16 protein-coding genes are annotated in these 16,587 nt (G+C 71.6%); 11 read left to right on the top strand and 5 right to left on the bottom strand.

What is annotated here, in order from left to right; all coding sequences use genetic code 11:
* The first annotated feature begins 84 nt into the window (after positions 1–84).
* Positions 85–948: a 3-hydroxybutyryl-CoA dehydrogenase gene (locus ACFWU3_RS18555; protein ID WP_384438242.1), complete on the top strand. Its 864-nt coding sequence runs from the start codon at positions 85–87 to the stop codon at positions 946–948.
* Between the two features lie 113 nt (positions 949–1,061).
* Positions 1,062–1,667: a TetR/AcrR family transcriptional regulator gene (locus tag ACFWU3_RS18550; protein WP_384438240.1), complete on the top strand. Its 606-nt coding sequence runs from the start codon at positions 1,062–1,064 to the stop codon at positions 1,665–1,667.
* A gap of 26 nt (positions 1,668–1,693) precedes the next feature.
* Here ACFWU3_RS18550 and ACFWU3_RS18545 read toward each other — a convergent pair whose 3' ends face one another.
* A complete protein-coding gene (locus ACFWU3_RS18545) occupies positions 1,694–2,185 on the bottom strand; it encodes an MSMEG_6728 family protein (RefSeq protein WP_384438237.1) in 492 nt (163 codons plus the stop codon).
* 246 nt (positions 2,186–2,431) lie between these two features.
* Here ACFWU3_RS18545 and pgm point away from each other — a divergent pair, with 246 nt between their 5' ends.
* The 7 genes from pgm to ACFWU3_RS18510 all read left to right on the top strand — a co-directional run bounded on the left by pgm (position 2,432) and on the right by ACFWU3_RS18510 (position 12,057).
* Positions 2,432–4,072 (top strand): phosphoglucomutase (alpha-D-glucose-1,6-bisphosphate-dependent), encoded by a 1,641-nt coding sequence (gene pgm, locus ACFWU3_RS18540; protein WP_384438234.1) that lies wholly within the window; start codon positions 2,432–2,434, stop codon positions 4,070–4,072.
* Positions 4,073–4,408: 336 nt separating this feature from the next.
* The gene (locus tag ACFWU3_RS18535; protein WP_384438231.1) at positions 4,409–5,359 is read left to right on the top strand and encodes an alpha/beta hydrolase family protein; all 951 of its coding nucleotides are present in this window, start codon (positions 4,409–4,411) and stop codon (positions 5,357–5,359) included.
* 214 nt (positions 5,360–5,573) lie between these two features.
* On the top strand, positions 5,574–8,522 hold the full coding sequence (locus tag ACFWU3_RS18530) for a LuxR C-terminal-related transcriptional regulator (protein ID WP_384438228.1): 2,949 nt from the start codon (positions 5,574–5,576) through the stop codon (positions 8,520–8,522).
* A gap of 105 nt (positions 8,523–8,627) precedes the next feature.
* Entirely contained in the window at positions 8,628–9,896 is a 1,269-nt protein-coding gene (locus ACFWU3_RS18525; RefSeq protein ID WP_384438225.1) for a PucR family transcriptional regulator, read from the top strand.
* Between the two features lie 292 nt (positions 9,897–10,188).
* Positions 10,189–10,812 carry a hypothetical protein gene (locus tag ACFWU3_RS18520; protein WP_384438222.1) on the top strand — a complete coding sequence of 208 codons (624 nt, stop codon included), beginning with the start codon at positions 10,189–10,191 and terminating at the stop codon, positions 10,810–10,812.
* A 190-nt stretch (positions 10,813–11,002) separates the two neighbouring features.
* Positions 11,003–11,707 (top strand): class F sortase, encoded by a 705-nt coding sequence (locus ACFWU3_RS18515; RefSeq protein WP_384438219.1) that lies wholly within the window; start codon positions 11,003–11,005, stop codon positions 11,705–11,707.
* A 185-nt stretch (positions 11,708–11,892) separates the two neighbouring features.
* The gene (locus tag ACFWU3_RS18510) at positions 11,893–12,057 is read left to right on the top strand and encodes a hypothetical protein (RefSeq protein WP_384438216.1); all 165 of its coding nucleotides are present in this window, start codon (positions 11,893–11,895) and stop codon (positions 12,055–12,057) included.
* Between the two features lie 143 nt (positions 12,058–12,200).
* Here ACFWU3_RS18510 and ACFWU3_RS18505 read toward each other — a convergent pair whose 3' ends face one another.
* Positions 12,201–13,169, bottom strand: a complete 969-nt coding sequence (locus ACFWU3_RS18505; protein ID WP_384438213.1) for an SDR family NAD(P)-dependent oxidoreductase — start codon at positions 13,167–13,169, stop codon at positions 12,201–12,203.
* Between the two features lie 138 nt (positions 13,170–13,307).
* Here ACFWU3_RS18505 and ACFWU3_RS18500 point away from each other — a divergent pair, with 138 nt between their 5' ends.
* Positions 13,308–13,799: a peptidylprolyl isomerase gene (locus tag ACFWU3_RS18500; protein WP_327685859.1), complete on the top strand. Its 492-nt coding sequence runs from the start codon at positions 13,308–13,310 to the stop codon at positions 13,797–13,799.
* Between the two features lie 180 nt (positions 13,800–13,979).
* Here ACFWU3_RS18500 and ACFWU3_RS18495 read toward each other — a convergent pair whose 3' ends face one another.
* Both ACFWU3_RS18495 and ACFWU3_RS18490 read right to left on the bottom strand, forming a co-directional pair.
* Positions 13,980–14,294 carry an AzlD domain-containing protein gene (locus ACFWU3_RS18495; protein ID WP_384438210.1) on the bottom strand — a complete coding sequence of 105 codons (315 nt, stop codon included), beginning with the start codon at positions 14,292–14,294 and terminating at the stop codon, positions 13,980–13,982.
* Positions 14,291–15,091: an AzlC family ABC transporter permease gene (locus ACFWU3_RS18490; RefSeq protein ID WP_384438207.1), complete on the bottom strand. Its 801-nt coding sequence runs from the start codon at positions 15,089–15,091 to the stop codon at positions 14,291–14,293. The genes ACFWU3_RS18495 and ACFWU3_RS18490 overlap by 4 nt, the downstream gene beginning before the upstream one ends.
* A gap of 57 nt (positions 15,092–15,148) precedes the next feature.
* Between ACFWU3_RS18490 and ACFWU3_RS18485 the strand changes: the two genes are divergently transcribed.
* Positions 15,149–15,772 (top strand): CGNR zinc finger domain-containing protein, encoded by a 624-nt coding sequence (locus ACFWU3_RS18485; RefSeq protein WP_384438204.1) that lies wholly within the window; start codon positions 15,149–15,151, stop codon positions 15,770–15,772.
* Between the two features lie 323 nt (positions 15,773–16,095).
* On the opposite strand, the gene ACFWU3_RS18480 is transcribed toward ACFWU3_RS18485, so the two are convergent.
* Positions 16,096–16,338: a DUF2630 family protein gene (locus ACFWU3_RS18480; RefSeq protein ID WP_384438356.1), complete on the bottom strand. Its 243-nt coding sequence runs from the start codon at positions 16,336–16,338 to the stop codon at positions 16,096–16,098.
* Positions 16,339–16,587: the final 249 nt, after the last annotated feature.

Below are 16,587 nucleotides of genomic sequence, written 5' to 3'. Positions count from 1 at the left end.
CGGCTCCGGGAGGTCCCGTGGCCGACGGCTCGGGACCTCCCTCGCACCCCGAGAGATCTCGCACCCCGAGAGAAGTGAGGACAGATGGACGGCATCGAGCGGGTCGGGATCGTCGGCTGCGGTCTGATGGGCTCCGGTATCGCCGAGGTGTGCGCACGCGCCGGCCGGGACGTCGTCGTGGTCGAGTCGGACGATACGGCCGCCGACGCCGGGCGACGGCGTATCACCGCCTCGCTGGACCGGGCCCTGACCGCCGGAAAGATCGATGCCGAGGGCCGGGACACGGCGCTGGCGCACATCACCACGACCGCGGACCCGGACGGGCTGGCGGACCGGGACCTGGTGGTCGAAGCGGTGGCCGAGGACGAGGCCGCCAAGCTGGCGGTGTTCGCACGGCTCGACGCGACCGTGCTGCGCGAGGACGCGATCCTGGCGACCAACACGTCCTCCATTCCCGTCATCCGCCTTGCCGCGGCCACCGCCCGCCCGGAGCACGTGGTGGGCCTGCACTTCTTCAATCCGGTGCCGGTGCTGCCCCTGGTGGAGCTGGTGCCGTCCCTGCTCACGGCCGAGAGCACCGCGCTTCGTGCGGAGGAGTTCGCCTCGGAGGTACTCGGCAAACAGGTCGTCCGGGCGAGGGACCGGGCCGGATTCATCGTCAACGCCCTGCTCGTCCCGTATCTGCTGGCCGCCGTGCGCATGGTGGAGTCGGGCACGGCGTCCGCCGAGGACATCGACCGCGGCATGACGCTGGGCTGCGCCCACCCCCTCGGACCGCTCGCGCTGACCGACCTCATCGGCCTGGACACCACCCAGGCCATCGCGGAGTCGATGTACGACGAGTTCCGGGAGCCGCTGTACGCACCGCCGCCGCTGCTGGCCCGGATGGTCGAGGCGGGTCTGCTCGGCCGGAAGTCGGGCAGGGGCTTCCACACGTACCACTCATGACGGCCCGGCCCCGGGCGGTCGTACGCAGCCGTACGCGAAGATGGAAGCCGGCGCGGCCGACGGGCGGCCCGCCGGGACCGGCACCGGACGACGCGGGGAGCAGCAACGTGGCCATGGCAGAACGCACGCGGGAAACACGTGAGCGGATTCTCGCCGCGGCGTGCGAAGTGATCGCCGAGGTCGGTTTCGAGAAGATCCGGATGCGGATGGTCGCCGAGCACGCGGGTGTCTCGACGGCGCTGTTGCACTACCACTTCGAGAACCGCGAGAAGCTGTTCACGGAAGCGATGACGCACTCCTTCGCCCAGACCGGCACCGAGCTGGAGCGGGACGCCGATTCGGTGCCCGCCTCGGTCGTACTGGCGCGGATTCTGCACAGCCTGCTCCCGACGGATCCCGAGCTGCGGCAGGACTGGCGGCTGTGGCAGGAGCTGTGGGTGAGGGCGCTGCGGGACGATGCGGCGCGGCACCTCGCCGTCGACCTCTACGACCAGCTGCACACCTGGGTCGGCCAGGCGATCAAGCGCGGTATCGACTCCGGAGAGTTCACCGACTGCGACATCGACGCGACGAGCACCATGCTGCTCGCGCTGTGCGACGGCTTCGGCATCCGGCTGATGCTCGGTGACCCGAAGGTCGATCTGGACAGCGCGCAGGCGACCATCTGGGGAGCGGCCGCCCCGGCGCTCGGGACGGGCCCGGACTTCCCGGTGCTCTGACGCCGTCGTGCGGGCCGGTCCGGTCCTCAGCTCGGCGGCTGATCGGCGGCTTCGGGGTCGCGGTCGGAGCTCGGCCAGACGTACGGCAGGTCGTCCGGCACATCCGGGAACAGCTCACGGTAGAAGTCGGGGTCCTTGCGCAGCAGCGCCGATCGATGGCTGCGGTGGAACGCCTCATTCCCGAGCCAGGGCGGAAGGTCGCCGTCCGAGGCGAGTTCCTCCTGGGAGCGTACGGCTGCATCCGGGCGCACGGCGTGGAAGTCGTCGACCATGGTGACGGCACAGGTGTCGTTCCGTCCCGCGTCGGTCCACACACGGCACATCTCCAGTCCGTACCGGACGAGGGCCTCCTCGTACCCCGTCCACATGCGCACCGCCGGATGGCGCCGCCATCCGTAGCCCGGCACGGTGAGTCCGCGCAGGACCTGGAGCGCCTCGACGCGTTGTTTGCCGAGACGCCGCTGGTCGAGGGCCTCGGCGGATTCCGTGAATCCGGGATGGGGCAGGAAGGTCTGCATGGAAGGTGCATACCGCGCGGGGCCGCGGCTTCACGCACCGCTCGCCGATCTCCTCCCCCGGCGACGGACGGTGCAACCGGCCACCTGCCCGCCGGAGCGCCGCCCGATCGCCGTGCGGCACGGATGTCCGGGCCCGCGCTGGGCATGCCCCACATGTGGGACCGGGCCGAGCCGCAGCCGGAGGAATCGCCCTCCGCGCGCGATCATGGCCCGGTAGGAGACCGGTCGACATGGAGGAGTGGGCGAATGCCGAACGAGCGCGCGGGACAGCCGGCGCAGCCGGAGGATCTCATCGACGTGGCCCGGCTGGTGACCGCCTACTACGCCCTGCATCCGGATCCGGCCGATCCGGCCCAGCGGGTCGCCTTCGGGACGTCGGGGCATCGTGGGTCCTCCCTGGCAACCGCGTTCAACGAGGACCACATCGCCGCGACGAGCCAGGCGATCTGCGAGTACCGGGCCCGGCAGGGCATCGACGGCCCGCTGTTCCTCGGCACGGACACGCACGCCCTGTCGGAACCTGCGCGGGTGACCGCGATCGAGGTCTTCGCGGCCAACGACGTGACCGTGCTCCTCGACACCGAGGACGGCTACACCCCCACGCCGGCGGTGTCGCACGCGATTCTGGCGCACAACGCGGGACGCAGCTCGAAGATCGCCGACGGTGTGGTGGTCACGCCCTCGCACAACCCGCCGGCGGACGGCGGCTTCAAGTACAACCCGCCCAACGGCGGTCCGGCCGGGTCCGAGGCGACCGGCTGGATCCAGGAGCGCGCCAACGAGATCATCACGGGCGGCCTGAAGGACGTCCGCCGGATCCCCTGCGCCCGGGCGCTGGCGGCTCCGACGACGGGACGGTACGACTTCCTCGGGTCCTATGTGCGCGATCTTCCGTCCGTGGTCGATCTGGACGCCGTCCGCGCCGCGGGGGTGCACATCGGCGCCGATCCCCTGGGCGGCGCGTCGGTCGCCTACTGGGGCCGCATCGCCGAGGAGCACCGCCTCGATCTGACGGTCATCAACCCGCTGACCGATCCCACCTGGCGGTTCATGACGCTGGACTGGGACGGCAAGATCCGGATGGACTGCTCGTCGCCCTACGCGATGGCGTCGCTGATCGAGGGACGCGACCGGTTCGGGATCGCGACGGGCAACGACGCGGACGCCGACCGGCACGGCATCGTCACCCCGGACGGCGGGCTGATGAACCCCAACCACTACCTGGCCACGGCGATCTCCTACCTCTACGCCAACCGCGAGCAGTGGCCGGCCCGCGCGGGCGTGGGCAAGACACTGGTGTCGTCGAGCATGATCGACCGTGTGGCCGCCGAACTCGGTCGCGAGCTGGTCGAAGTACCCGTCGGGTTCAAGTGGTTCGTCGACGGACTGGCCGACGGCAGCATCGGCTTCGGCGGCGAGGAGTCCGCCGGCGCTTCGTTCCTGCGGCGCGACGGCTCGGTGTGGACCACCGACAAGGACGGCATCATCCTGGCGCTGCTGGCGTCCGAGATCCTTGCCGTGACGGGCCGTACGCCGAGCGAGCACTACGCCGCGATGACGGAGCGGTTCGGTGAACCGGCCTACGCACGGGTCGACGCGCCCGCGACCCGGGAGGAGAAGGCGGTGCTCGGCCGTCTCTCGCCCGAGCAGGTGACCGCCGACTCGCTTGCCGGGGAGCGGATCACCGCCGTGCTGACCGAGGCACCCGGGAACGGCGCGCCGATCGGCGGCATCAAGGTGACCACGGAGAACGCCTGGTTCGCCGCCCGCCCTTCGGGCACGGAGGACGTCTACAAGGTGTACGCCGAGTCGTTCCTCGGCCCGGACCACCTCGCCCGTGTCCAGGAGGAGGCCCGTTCGGTGGTGTCCGCGGCCCTGAACAGCTGATGTCCCTGCGGGATCAGCCGCGTCACGGCGGCTGATCCCCCGGGTCGTTCCGCTCCGGCACGAGTCTGCCGGGGGCGCCGGCCCCTCATCGCCCGCGGGACGGCGTCGAACCGGTGAGCACGTTCATCCGGCCGGCAGGCCCGGCGTGACGCCGGGCCGAGGACGCCAAGACCGGTGATTACACCGATGCCGCACGGGAGGACGCGCCGTGACAGTGGCACCGCCAGCGAATACGGCGATGCCACGCGGACCCGCCGGCAGCCGCACCCGGCCCAGACGCCGGGTACCGGAGAGGTCCGCCTGAGCGGTCGCCACGACCGAGAGGACGACTCCGTCGTGCAGCAGAGCAACCGCGCCACCCCCCACCCGCACCTCGGCCGCGCCCCGTCCGGGGCGCCCCACCAGGACGGCAGGCAGCGCTCCCGTCGGTGGACGGCCGCCCTGGCCGCCCTGGCCGCCGTAGGACTCGGCACCGCCCTGACCCCGGGCGCGCAGGCCGCCGACAACCCCTACGAACGCGGGCCCGCCCCCACCACGTCGAGCATCGAGGCATCACGCGGGTCGTACTCCGTGTCGCAGACCACCGTGTCGTCGCTGAGCGTCAGCGGATTCGGCGGCGGCACCATCTACTACCCGACGTCCACCGCCGACGGGACGTTCGGCGCCATCGCCATCTCCCCCGGCTACACCGCAAGCCAGTCGTCCATCGCCTGGCTGGGCCCGCGCCTGGCCTCCCAGGGCTTCGTCGTCTTCACGATCGACACCCTGACGACGCTCGACCAGCCCGACAGCCGCGGCCGGCAACTCCTCGCGGCCCTCGACCACCTGACCCAGCGCAGCACCGTACGCACCCGGATCGACAGCGGCAGACTCGGTGTCATGGGGCACTCGATGGGCGGCGGCGGCACGCTGGAGGCGGCCAAGAGCCGGCCGTCGCTTCAGGCCGCGATCCCGCTCACCGGCTGGAACCTCGACAAGTCCTGGCCCGAGGTCAGGACGCCCACGCTCGTCGTGGGGGCGGACGGCGACACGATCGCCCCCGTCTCCTCGCACTCCGAGCCGTTCTACACGTCCCTGCCGTCCTCGCTCGACAAGGCGTATCTGGAGCTGAACAACGCCTCCCACTTCACGCCGAACTCGTCCAACACGACGATCGCGAAATACAGCATCTCGTGGCTCAAGCGCTTCATCGACAATGACACCCGCTACGAGCAGTTCCTGTGCCCGCTCCCTCGTCCGAGCCTGACCATCGAGGAGTACCGCGGCAACTGCCCGCACACCTCCTGACGGACACCACCGGTGGCGGCCGCGTACCTCGGCCGCCACCGGCCTGTGCCGCCGCACAGCCGTGGCGCGACATCCTTGGGAGCCGCCCCACCGATGGATCCGGGCCGATGCCGTCCCGGCCCACTGTTCTTGCAGCTCAGAGGACCGAAGCGGGGACGGGTGCGCCGCAGGCCCACGCTTTCCGCCGTTGGTGACGCGGCCGTAACGTGACGGTGTGACCGGAAGGACGCCCGCACGACACTCTCTGCGGCTCTACGGCCGCACCACCGAACTGGCGGCCGTGGCCGCACTGGCGGACCGGCTCCGGTCCGGGCGAGGCGCCGCGCTGGTGCTTGCCGCGGAACCGGGACTCGGGCGAACTGCTGTGCTGGAGCAGGCCGTTCGCGACAACGTTGCCGGGGCGGTACTGCATGTCCGCGCCGCGCGGGCCGAGCGCGATCTCCCTTACAGCGGTGTGAACTCGCTCCTGTCCGGGGCTCCCCTGCTACCGGACCCGCCGGGCGGGGTCCCGCCCGCGTGCACGTCGCCCACGGAGCTCCACGACGCCCTGCGGCGCGGACCCACCCGTGACCCCCTCCTCGTCTGCGTCGACGACGCACATCTGTGGGACGCCGCGTCGCGCGCGGCACTGGGATATGCCGCCCGGCGCGCCGGTGCGCTGCCGGCCGTCGGGCTGCTGCTCTCGGTGGCCGCACACCGGGCGGACGCCGCGGACTTCGCCGGTCTCCCCGTCGTACGCCTCGGCCCCCTGGCGGAGGACGCCGCGACGACCCTGATGGACGAGCTGGCGGAGGAACTGACCGCCGCCCCTGCCGACCCGGACGTTCGAGAGGCGGTGCTGCACGAGGCGATGGGCAACCCTGCCCTGCTCATCGCCGTCGTCCGGCGGCTGTCCGTGGCTCAGCTCGCGGGGCACGCCCCCTTGCCGAGACCGCTCACCGACGGGGCAGCGCTCCTGGACGTCGTCGGCAGCAGGCTGGACGAACTACCTTTACCGACACGGAAGTTGCTGCTTCTGGTCGCCGCCGCACAGGAGCAGAATCCGGACGGAGCCGGGGCGGACGCGACGCTGCTGATGCGCGCGGCACGGGCGGCCGGCCTCGACCCCGCGGCCCTGGAACCCGCCGAGGCGGCCGCTGTGACACGCAGCGCCGGGAACCGCATCCGGTTCGACGACCCGCTGCTGCTGCGTGCTGTTCTCAGTGGTGCGGCCCTCCCCCGGCGTCGTGCCGCGCATCGCCTGCTGGCGGCGGTGCTCGGCGGCGAACGCCACCGGTTGCCGCGCCTGCTGCATCGGGCCCTGGCCGCCGACGGTCCCGACCCCGCTCTCGCGGCCTGTCTCGCGGCCGCCGCCGACTCCCCCGATGTACGGGCGACGCCCCTCGAACGGTCCGTCGCCTTCGGCCGCGCGGCCCGCCTCACACCACCCGGCAGTGCCCGGACCTCGCGGCTCACGGCGGCCGCCGAGCATGCGTGGTTCGCCGGGGATCCGGCCAGAGCCCGCGAATGGCTCGCTGCGGGCCGCCAGGAGTCGGCACACGACGCCGTGCGGGGCTGCGCCGAACTGGTGCGCGGCACCCTGACCTTGCACGACGGTCCGGTGGGCGACGCGTACGAGATCCTGATGCTCGCTGCCGCTCTGCTCGGCCCGTACGACCAGGAAAGCATGCTGGCGGCGAGACTCGGCGCGACCGAGGCGGCGTGGTCGGCGGGTGACGTCCCCGCCTGCCTCGTCGCACTGGGCGGCGCCCCTCGGACGGCGGGCGCGCCCGGCGCGGACGCCTTCACCGGGGAGCGCGCGCACCCCGACGACCTGCCGGCACGGTGGCGGCACGTCCGGCAGCCCGCGGAGACAGGCTTCCCCCCAGATGCCGTCTCCGCGCCGACCGGATTCCGCACACCGGCCGCCTGGTCGTCCGCCGTCAGCGCCGAAAGGCCCGGCGGCGACGGCGAGCTGTTCCATGACTACCGGGCGGGCATGTTGCACGCGCTCGGGGCGCGTCTCGACGAAGCGCGGCGGCCGTTGCGGCGCGTACTCGACCGGGCCGCCACCGACCACGACCCGGCGCGGCTCGTACGGGCCGGTGTCGCGGCCCTCGTCCTCGGGAACATCGCCGCAGCGTGCCATGTCAACGCCCGGGCGCTGGCGGCAGCGCGGGCACGGAATGACGTGCCCCTCGTACCGCAGATCCTCGAACATCTCGCCTACGCCGAGCTGCGTGCCGGGCGGCACGCCCGCGCGCGGGCCCATGCCGAGGAGGGTCTGCGCGCCGCCCACCGCACCGGCCGGCGCAACTCCGTCGCCCATCACCACGCCATCCTGGCCCTGGCCGCATCGGTCGAGGGGGACGGCGAATCGGTCGCCGCGCATGCCGAAGCCGCCCTGGCCATCGCCGGTCCGCACGGACTCGCCCAGGCCGCCACGCTCGCCGAATGGGCCCGCGCACGGGCAGACCTCGGACGTGGCCGGGCCGCCGACGCGGCCGCGCGGCTCGGCCCACTGGTGCGGCCCGGCCACCGGCGCGGCCACTTCGCCGTACGCATGCTCGCGGTGCCCTGCTACGTCGAGGCGGCCGTGCTCGCCGGAGAGCCGGGGGACGCCGCCCCGGCGGTCGAGGAGTTCGCCGTGTGGGCGGCCCAGGGAGCGGATCCGCAGGCACCCGCCCAACTCTCGCGGTGCCGCGCCCTGCTGGCCTGCGCCCAGGAGACCGAGGCGCTGTACGAGCACGCCCTGGTCCGGCACGAACTGGCGGGCGGCGACTTCGAACGCGCCCGCACCCTGCTGGTGTACGGGAAGTGGCTGCGGCGACGGCGGCGGCTGCGGGAGGCCAGGGGCCGGCTCAGGGACGCGCTGTTCGCCTTCGAACGCTCCGGTGCCCTGGTCTGGGCCGAGCAGACGCGGGCGGAGCTGCGGGCCACCGGCGGGGCGGGCGGGCGGGAACAACAGTCCGGTCCATTGTCGTGTCTGACACCGCAGCAGCTGCGGATCGCCCGGTGTGTCGCGGACGGCGCGACCAACCGCGAAGTGGCCCTCCAGCTCTCGGTCAGCCCGCGCACGGTGGACCACCATCTGCGCAATGTCTTCGCTCTCCTCGGGGTCCGATCCCGTGTCGAGCTGTCCCGGCTCGTGGACCAGGCGGAAAAGAATCGTCCGGACCCCTAGGGACCGACCGGACGGTATGCCATTCTTCGGACTCAACGAACGTCCCGGCCGCGAAGCGGTTCCGCTGCGTGTGCCGGACGGAGTCGACCTTGGCGGAGGGCCGCGATGCAGCACATCGTACGAACCCGGATCCAGGTACCCACGGCAGTTCCGACCGCCGCCGCGCGAGGCACGGTCCGGGTCCGGTCGCAGGTCGACAAGGAGGCACGCGACGTCCTCCACCGCGCCGCCCGGGTGCTGCTGGACGGCCTGCCGGAACTCACCGACCAGCTGCTGGCCGCGTTGCGGGAGCAGGAGCCCGCTTACCGGGCGGCGATCGAGGCCGATGCCGCCGACGTATGGCAGGAGACCCACCGGTCGCTGCGGCACAGTGTCCATTCGCTGCTCGACCCGCGGGAGAACCGGGAAGCGGCCCACCGCTGCTCCCGGAAGATCGGCGCGGCCCGCGCCGAACAGGGCCTCCCCCTGGACGCGTTGCTGCACGCCTTCCGGCTCGGTGGCGGCATGGTCTGGCAGGGGCTCGTCGACGAGACGACCCGTCACTGTCCCGACGACGTACGGCTGCTCGTACATGTGGCGGCCGACGTCTGGAACTTCGTCGACGAGCACTGCGCCCTGGTCGCCGAGGCCTACCGGCAGGTGGAGCGCCGGCTGACCTGGCGGCGCGAGAACCGGTTGCGGGTGATGACGGCTGCACTCCTCGACGGCACCACCCGCATCGGCGACCTGCCGGAGGTGGCCGATGCCCTCGGTCTCCCGGAGGACGGCAGGTACGCGGTCGTCCTGATCGACGGCGGGCAGAGCGCCGCCTACGCGGGGGCACGGCCGGCGGGCCGGGTCGCCGGCACCCGGACGGTGTGGCACACCGGTGCCGACGCCGAGCACGGCATCGTGCTGATCGGCGACGGCGGTCTCGCCCGGCTGGCGGAGGACATGACCGGCCCGCCCGGCGCCCGAATCGGCATCAGCTCGGCCGTCGAGGGACTGGCCGCCGTCGGTGACGCCCGCCGTCTCGCTCAGACGGCGTTGCGCGCCTGCCCCGCGAGCGGCGGCACCGTACTGCTCGACGAACACCTTCCGGCCGCCCTGGTCGTCTCGAGCCCGGCGCTCGGCACGGCGCTCGCCGACCGAGTCCTCGGCCCCCTGCTGCGACTCGACCCCTCCGACCGCGACCTGTTGCTGGACACCCTCGCCGTCTGGCTCGACTGCGACGGGTCGGCCCAGCGCGCGGGCGCCCGGCTCTACTGCCACCGCAACACCGTGCTCAACCGGCTCCGCCGCTGCGAGCAGCTCACCGGACGGTCCCTCACCCGCCCCGCCGACGTCGTCGAGTTCACGCTGGCCCTCACGGCGCGGCGCCTGCTGCGCGACTGAGAACGGGGTCGGGGGGCGGGAGCTCGCCACTGAAGGACACCGAAAGGGTGCCGAGAGGGTGCCGGCGTCCTTCAAGGACGACACGAACGGCGAAACATGCCCTCGGCGTGGCGTGCCGTCCATCGGGTGAAGATCCGGCCCACTCCACCCGAAGGGGTCAAGAAGCGGCTCTCGAACCGATCTCTCCAGTGGTGGGAATGCCGCATTCGTCTGACGGTAGATCATGTCGCCACTGCGGACCCCTGAGCGGACGATGTGTCAGCCTACGCAGTTGCGGCGGAAGGACCCTCTCATGCGCTCTGCCCGCATTCTGCTCGCCTCGGCCGCTGTCACAGCGGCCCTCTCGATCTCGGCGCCGTCCGCGTACGCCATGACGTTCGGCGACGACTGGGAGAAGGACAAGGGCTCGTCCTCGAGCAGCGACCACCACGACTCCTCCTCCAAGCACGACGACGACGACTCCGGCAAGCACGACAAGCCGAAGGGCGGCGTCCACACCGGTGGCGGCGCGCTCGCCACGGTCTCGAACGACGACTGGGAGAAGGACAAGGACAAGGACAAGGAGAAGGACAAGGACTACGACTCCTCCTCCAAGCACGACGACGACGACTCCGGCAAGCACGACAAGCCCAAGGGCGGCGTCCACACCGGCGGCGGCGCGCTCGCCACGGTCTCGAACGACGACTGGGAGAAGGACAAGGACAAGGGCGAGGAGAAGGACAGCGGGTACGGCAAGAGCGACGAGGACAAGTCGTGGAAGCACGACAAGCCGCAGGGTGGCGTGCACACCGGCGGTGGTGGCCTCGCGACCTCCGGCAGTGCCGCGGCCGCGGGCACGGTTCTGCTCCTCGGTGGTCTCGGTGCCGGCGCGTACATGCTGCGTCGTCGTGGCACCGTCGGCGCCAACGCCGCCTGATGGTGTGACCCGCACGTGAAGTACCGCGCTGCCGTGGCCGGCTGGAAAGGCGGCCACGGCAGCGCCATATCCCGTTTCACCATCATATTTCTGGTATTACGGTTACCTCCTCGTAACCGTCTCCCGCACCACCCTCGCGTCTCCGTATCACCGTTCAGTACGTCCGCCGCACAAGGAAAGGCGCTCCGTCATGGCCGGTCAGTTGTCCCCGGTTGAGGGTTCGTCCTGGTCCGATCGCGCTTCACGCAGCGCTCTCCGCCGCCTGCTGTGGCCGGCTGCCGCGATCGGGCTCGGCCTCGTCCTGATCACCGGTTCCTTCGACCCCTCGGCGCAGACCACCGCCCAGGGCATGACGCAGGGCACGACAAGTGCCGTCCCGCCCGTGGTCGCACAGGCACCGGAGCAGGACGCCCCTGCGGAAGAGAAACCGGCGATGCCGCCGTCCGCACCGACGCGACTGTCGATCCCCGCGATCGGCGTCGACGCTCCCTTCACCGGACTGGCCATCGGGAAGTCCGGCCAGCTCGACGCACCCCCTGCCGCCGACGACAATCTGGTCGGCTGGTTCAAGGACGGCGTCGCCCCCGGCGCGCGCGGGACGGCGATCGTCGCCGGTCATGTGGACACCAAGACCGGCCCCGCCGTGTTCGCCCAGCTCGGTACGGTACTTCCCGGCACGAAGATCGACATCAAGCGCAAGGACGGCACCACCGCGTACTTCCTCGTCGACTCCGTGGAGAGCTTCAGCAAGGCCGACTTCCCCAACGACCGTGTCTACGCCGACGCTCCGGACGCCCAGCTGCGGCTGATCACCTGTGGCGGCGACTACGACCACAAGGCCAAGGACTACACGGAGAACGTGGTCGTCTTCGCCCACCTCGACGCGGCCGCGTAGGGCAGGCCAGGAGCAGGGGCCCGAGGCCCCGATCCGAGGAACCAGGGTCCGCACGACGGGCCCGGGCTCCACCGGGTCGGGGCCTCGGTCGTGCCGGGTGCGGCTGGTGGTATGGATGCCGACCGACGGGCAACAAGCCAAGGGAACCGGATGCGAACCGCAGTCGGATGGCGGAGGGACACGTCATGAGCCAGACAGTTCTCGAAACCTTCCCCGCCGGGTCTCCCCGCGGGTCATGGGACGCCGAGGAGTTCGCCGCCGAGCAGCAGCAACAGGGCGTCGCCGCCACCGTGGTGATGGACCTCGACACCGACTCGTTCCTCGTGCGCGTCATCGACGCCGACGGCTGAGGGTTCTTCCCGGTTCGTCCGGTACGGGTACGCGTACGTCGGGCGGTGGCCATTCGACGGGTGCGCCTGCGCCTCTGTCGGCCGGCCCACGTTCGGCCGGCTCGGCCGTGCCGGACGGTCGCCGTACCGCGGGTGCGGCTGCGTCAGGCCGTTGCCGCGAAAGCGTCCACGCCCGTGAGTTCGGCCGACAGGACCCACAGCCGTGCCGCCTCCTCGGGATCGGTCGCATACGCCTTGACCCCGCTGGTCATCACGGCGTCGTCCGCGGCCGGTTCGGCGACATCGCAGTCCTCGCAGTAGAGGCCGCCCATCCCCTCCAGTTGCGGGGAAGTCGCCGCCCACACCTGCGTCGCGGCGCCCTGCACCGGTGTCTTGAGGCCCTCCATGGTGACATTGCCCTCGGCGTCCACCCAGCCCGCGGCGATCATCTCCTCCCGCGGGAGATGGCGGACGAGAGCGGTCGCGATGCCGCCCGGATGGAGGGAGAACGCCCGCACTCCGGAACTCTGCCCCAGGGCGTCGAGCTGCACGGCGAACAGCACGTTGGCCGTCTTCGCCTGCCCGTACGCCTGCCACTTGTCGTAGCCACGCTCGAACTGGACGTCGTCCCAGCGGATTCCGGAGAACTGGTGGCCCCTGGAGGACACCGAGACCACGCGCCCGCCGCCCTGCGCGATGGCCGGCCAGAGCCGGTTGACCAGGGCGAAGTGGCCCAGATGATTGGTAGCGAACTGGGACTCCCAGCCGGGACCGACACGCGTCTCGGGGGCTGCCATGATCCCGGCGTTGTTGATCATCAGGTCGATGCTGCGGCCGGAGGCGATGAAGCGCTCGGCGAACGTCCGTACGCTCTCCTGGTCGGCGAGGTCCAGTTCGCCCACTTCCACGCCGGCGATTCCCTCGAGCGCCTCCTCTGCCCGGGCGACCCGCCGTGCGGGTACCACCGCACGGGCGCCCGCGCCGGTCAGGGCGCGCACTGTTTCCAGGCCGATTCCCGAGTAGCCGCCGGTGACGACGGCGAGTCTCCCGGTGAGGTCGATGCCGGCCAGGACATCGTCCGTGGTGCTGAGTGCTCCGAACCCCGATCCGATGCTGTGCTGTCGTGGGTCCATACTTTTCAGCCTACGCGCGGGGGCGCGAGCCCGCGCGTAGGCTGGATCGGCGCCCGGCCGGGCACACACCGCAGCCGCCACGCCACCCTGTGTCGATGAATTGTCGACCCGCGCGGTCGAGATGTCAGGATGAGGACTATGACGATCAAGGTGTACTTCGACATCAGCATCAATGACGCACCCGCCGGCCGGATCGAGTTCGATCTGTTCGACGACGTGGTGCCCAGGACCGCGGAGAACTTCCGCGCGCTCGCGACCGGTGAGCACGGCTACGGCTACAAGGGCGCGCCCTTCCACCGGGTCATCCCCCAGTTCATGCTCCAGGGCGGCGACTTCACCGCGGGCAACGGCACGGGCGGCCGCAGCATCTACGGCGCGAAGTTCGAGGACGAGAACTTCCAGCTCAAGCACGACAGGCCGTTCCTGCTGTCGATGGCGAACTCGGGTCCGAACAGCAACGGCTCGCAGTTCTTCATCACGACGATCCCCACCCCGTGGCTGGACGGCAAGCACGTCGTGTTCGGCGAGGTCACGTCGGGCCAGGACCTCGTGACGAAGATCGAGAGCTATGGCTCGCAGAACGGGCGGACCTCCGCGAGCATCGCCATCACGGAGTCCGGGACGCTCTGACCCTTCGGTCGGCACAGGTCCGGGGCAGGGGGTGCGACGCCCCCTGCCCCCGGACGGGTACGACCGTGCGTCGTGAGTGCCTCGGGCGGGCAACAGCCGCGGCGCGCTTGACTGTTGGACCATGCCCTGCCCGGCGATGTCGGCGCCGGCGAGCCATCGCCGTTTGACGGCGGTGGCGGCTCAGACCCACAGCCTGAGCAGGGCCGTCACCGCGACCGCCGCGAACAGCGAGACGACGAGCGGCACACGCAGCAGTCGCAGCCCGAGCGCGACGCCGAGACCCGCGAGCAGCGTGAGATCCAGATCGCGCCAGCCGGGGCCGACGGTCTCCACCAGAACGAAGCCCGCCAACAACGCGGGCGCGAGCAGCGCGATGACGGACCGCGCGCGGTCGGGCAGCTCCCGGCCACCCAGGACGACGGGGCCGACGGCCTTGAAGGCGAAGCTCACCAGGGCGGTCGCGGCTATGGCGATCCACAGGGTGGTCATGGTCATCGCGCTGCGTCCTCCGTCTCGGCGGACCCGGCCTCGACGGACCCGGTCCCCGCGGACCTCGTCCCGGCGGCCGTGGCTTCCACGGTCCCCACAGCCCCGGTCCCGCCCGGTGTGCCGCCCCCACTCCCCGACTGCTTCCGCGGTACGAACAGGGCGATCAGCGCAGCGGACGCCGACCCGATGAGCGCAGGCCCTGTCGGCAGGAAGATCACCAGAACACCGGCGACGACGGCGCCGAGCACGGCCGCGGCACGGTTCGCACGCTCCTTGCGCACCTCGTCGAGCAGGAGCGCGACGAAGAACGCCGGAGTGAGCACGTCCAGACCGAGCGTGTGGAGGAGATCCGCGTCCGGCGCCAGCACGACACCCACCACGGTTCCACCGATCCACCCCGGCCACTGGACCGCGGTCGCGCCCAGGAGCAGGTCGCGGTCGAACCGGCCGCCGCCGCGGTGTGCGGCGACCCATGAGCCGTCGACCACGGTCTGCCCCTCCAGCGACCGGCGCACCGGGCCGCCCCGCAGATCACCCGCCACGGCGATACCCATGGGCAGGAACCTGCTGTTGATGAGGGCCGCAGCGGCGACGGCCGTCACGACCCCGCCTCCCGCGCCCAACGTCGCGAGCAGTGCGAACTGCGCCGAGCCGGAGAAGACGATCACCGAGCAGACGATCGGGGCGACCATGCCCCAGTCCTGGGTCTGCGACAGGGCACCGAAGCTCACGGCGAGCGCGAACGCCGCCATGGCGAGCCCTGATCCGACGGCCATGCCTTCCCGGAACCGTGCAGCGTTCATTTCTTCAGACTAACACCCATGATGGCTCTATGGCCGTTAGAGAGGTAGGCTGGTCCTGTGAGTGAGGAAGACCCTGCGACCGCTGCCGACGTCGCGATGATCGGCGGACACCCGGTGCTCGATTTCGTCAACACGGTCGCCTGGCGGCATGACGACGCGCGCCGAGCGGACCGCGTGAACAGTGCGGACGCCTGGGCCCGTTGGGGTGTCGCGGCCGGAGTCCTCCAACCCGGAGCGGCCTCCGGGCCGGCCACGGACGAGTCGGCGCGAGACGCCCTCGTCGAGCTGCGCGAGGCCCTGTGGGCCGTCCTCGACGCCCTGGTCGACGACCGGCCACTGCCGCAGCCCTCATGGGAGTCCGTCCACCGCGCCCTGGTAGACGCCAGAGCGAAGGCCGTGCTGCCCGCAAAGCTTCCCCTGCGCTGGCAGCCCGCCCCGCCCGGCCTCGCCGCACTGCGGGGCACGCTTGCCCTGCAAGCCGAGCAACTCCTCGCAAGCGACGACCTGCGCCGCGTCCACCGCTGCGCGGGCCCCGGCTGTGGCTGGTTCTTCCTGGACCGCACTCGCGCGGGCACCCGCCGCTGGTGCAGCTCCGGCGACTGCGGGAACAGGGACCGTGCGCGGCGGCACTATGCCAGGAAGCACCCGTCGGCAGGCCCGCAGGGCGGCCCCGGATCCTGAGGCGTCACTCCGGACCCGTGGTCCAGGACCCTCTCGTCCGCGGTCGGCCGGTCAGGGGCTGCCGCCGGTCTTCCCTGCGCGGCCGACACACCGGGCAGGATCAGCGTCCCCTCGCTCCGCCCGGCCTGCCCCGCCGACGGGACCCTTCGAGCGTGTACGTCGCCGCGCCGAAGTGACCGACCAGTGTGTCGAGTTCATCGCCGGGGCCTTCGTCGCGGCAGGAACATCAACCCTGGCATCCGCGCACGGCTTGACGCATCGAGCCGCACGCGGGAGGAGCTGTACGTTCGGGCCCGCCGCCGGACCGCCCGCCCCACCCTCGGCTACTGCTGGTACGACTCGACCTCGTCGATCGGGCGGGCCCGGGCGTCCGCCGGGTCCTCGCCCGCCTCGACACGCGCACGGCGCTGGCGGAGCAGGTCCCAGCACTGGTCGAGACGCTGTTCCAGTTGCTCCAGCCTGGCCCGCTCGGCGGCGTCCAGACCCGAACCGGGCGCCTGGGAACGGAGCTGGTGCTCCTCCGCGACCAGGGCGTCGATCGTCTGAAGAATGTCATCCGGCATCATGTGCTCCTCGGAGTGACTCGTCATGGGGGAGATCGCGGTCGCCCTCTTCACGACTGTAGCCCTCCCCCGGGCACCCGACGCGGTCGGCGGCAGCCGGGCCGGAGCGCACCATGAGATGTCCACCGCACGCCGTACGGCAGCCGCCGTCGAACCGGCGCTCGCCACCGATCCCCCATCACGGGAACCCGAACCGCTCTCAGCAGTTGACCTCAAGTTTGGTTGAGGTCCTAGCTTTGTCCGTGCGCCCCG

It is taken from the genome of Streptomyces sp. NPDC058685, from assembly GCF_042714725.1.
Lineage (GTDB): Bacteria > Actinomycetota > Actinomycetes > Streptomycetales > Streptomycetaceae > Streptomyces.
Note: the sequence above shows the minus strand (reverse complement) of the source record. Positions and strands in the feature narration are given on the sequence as shown.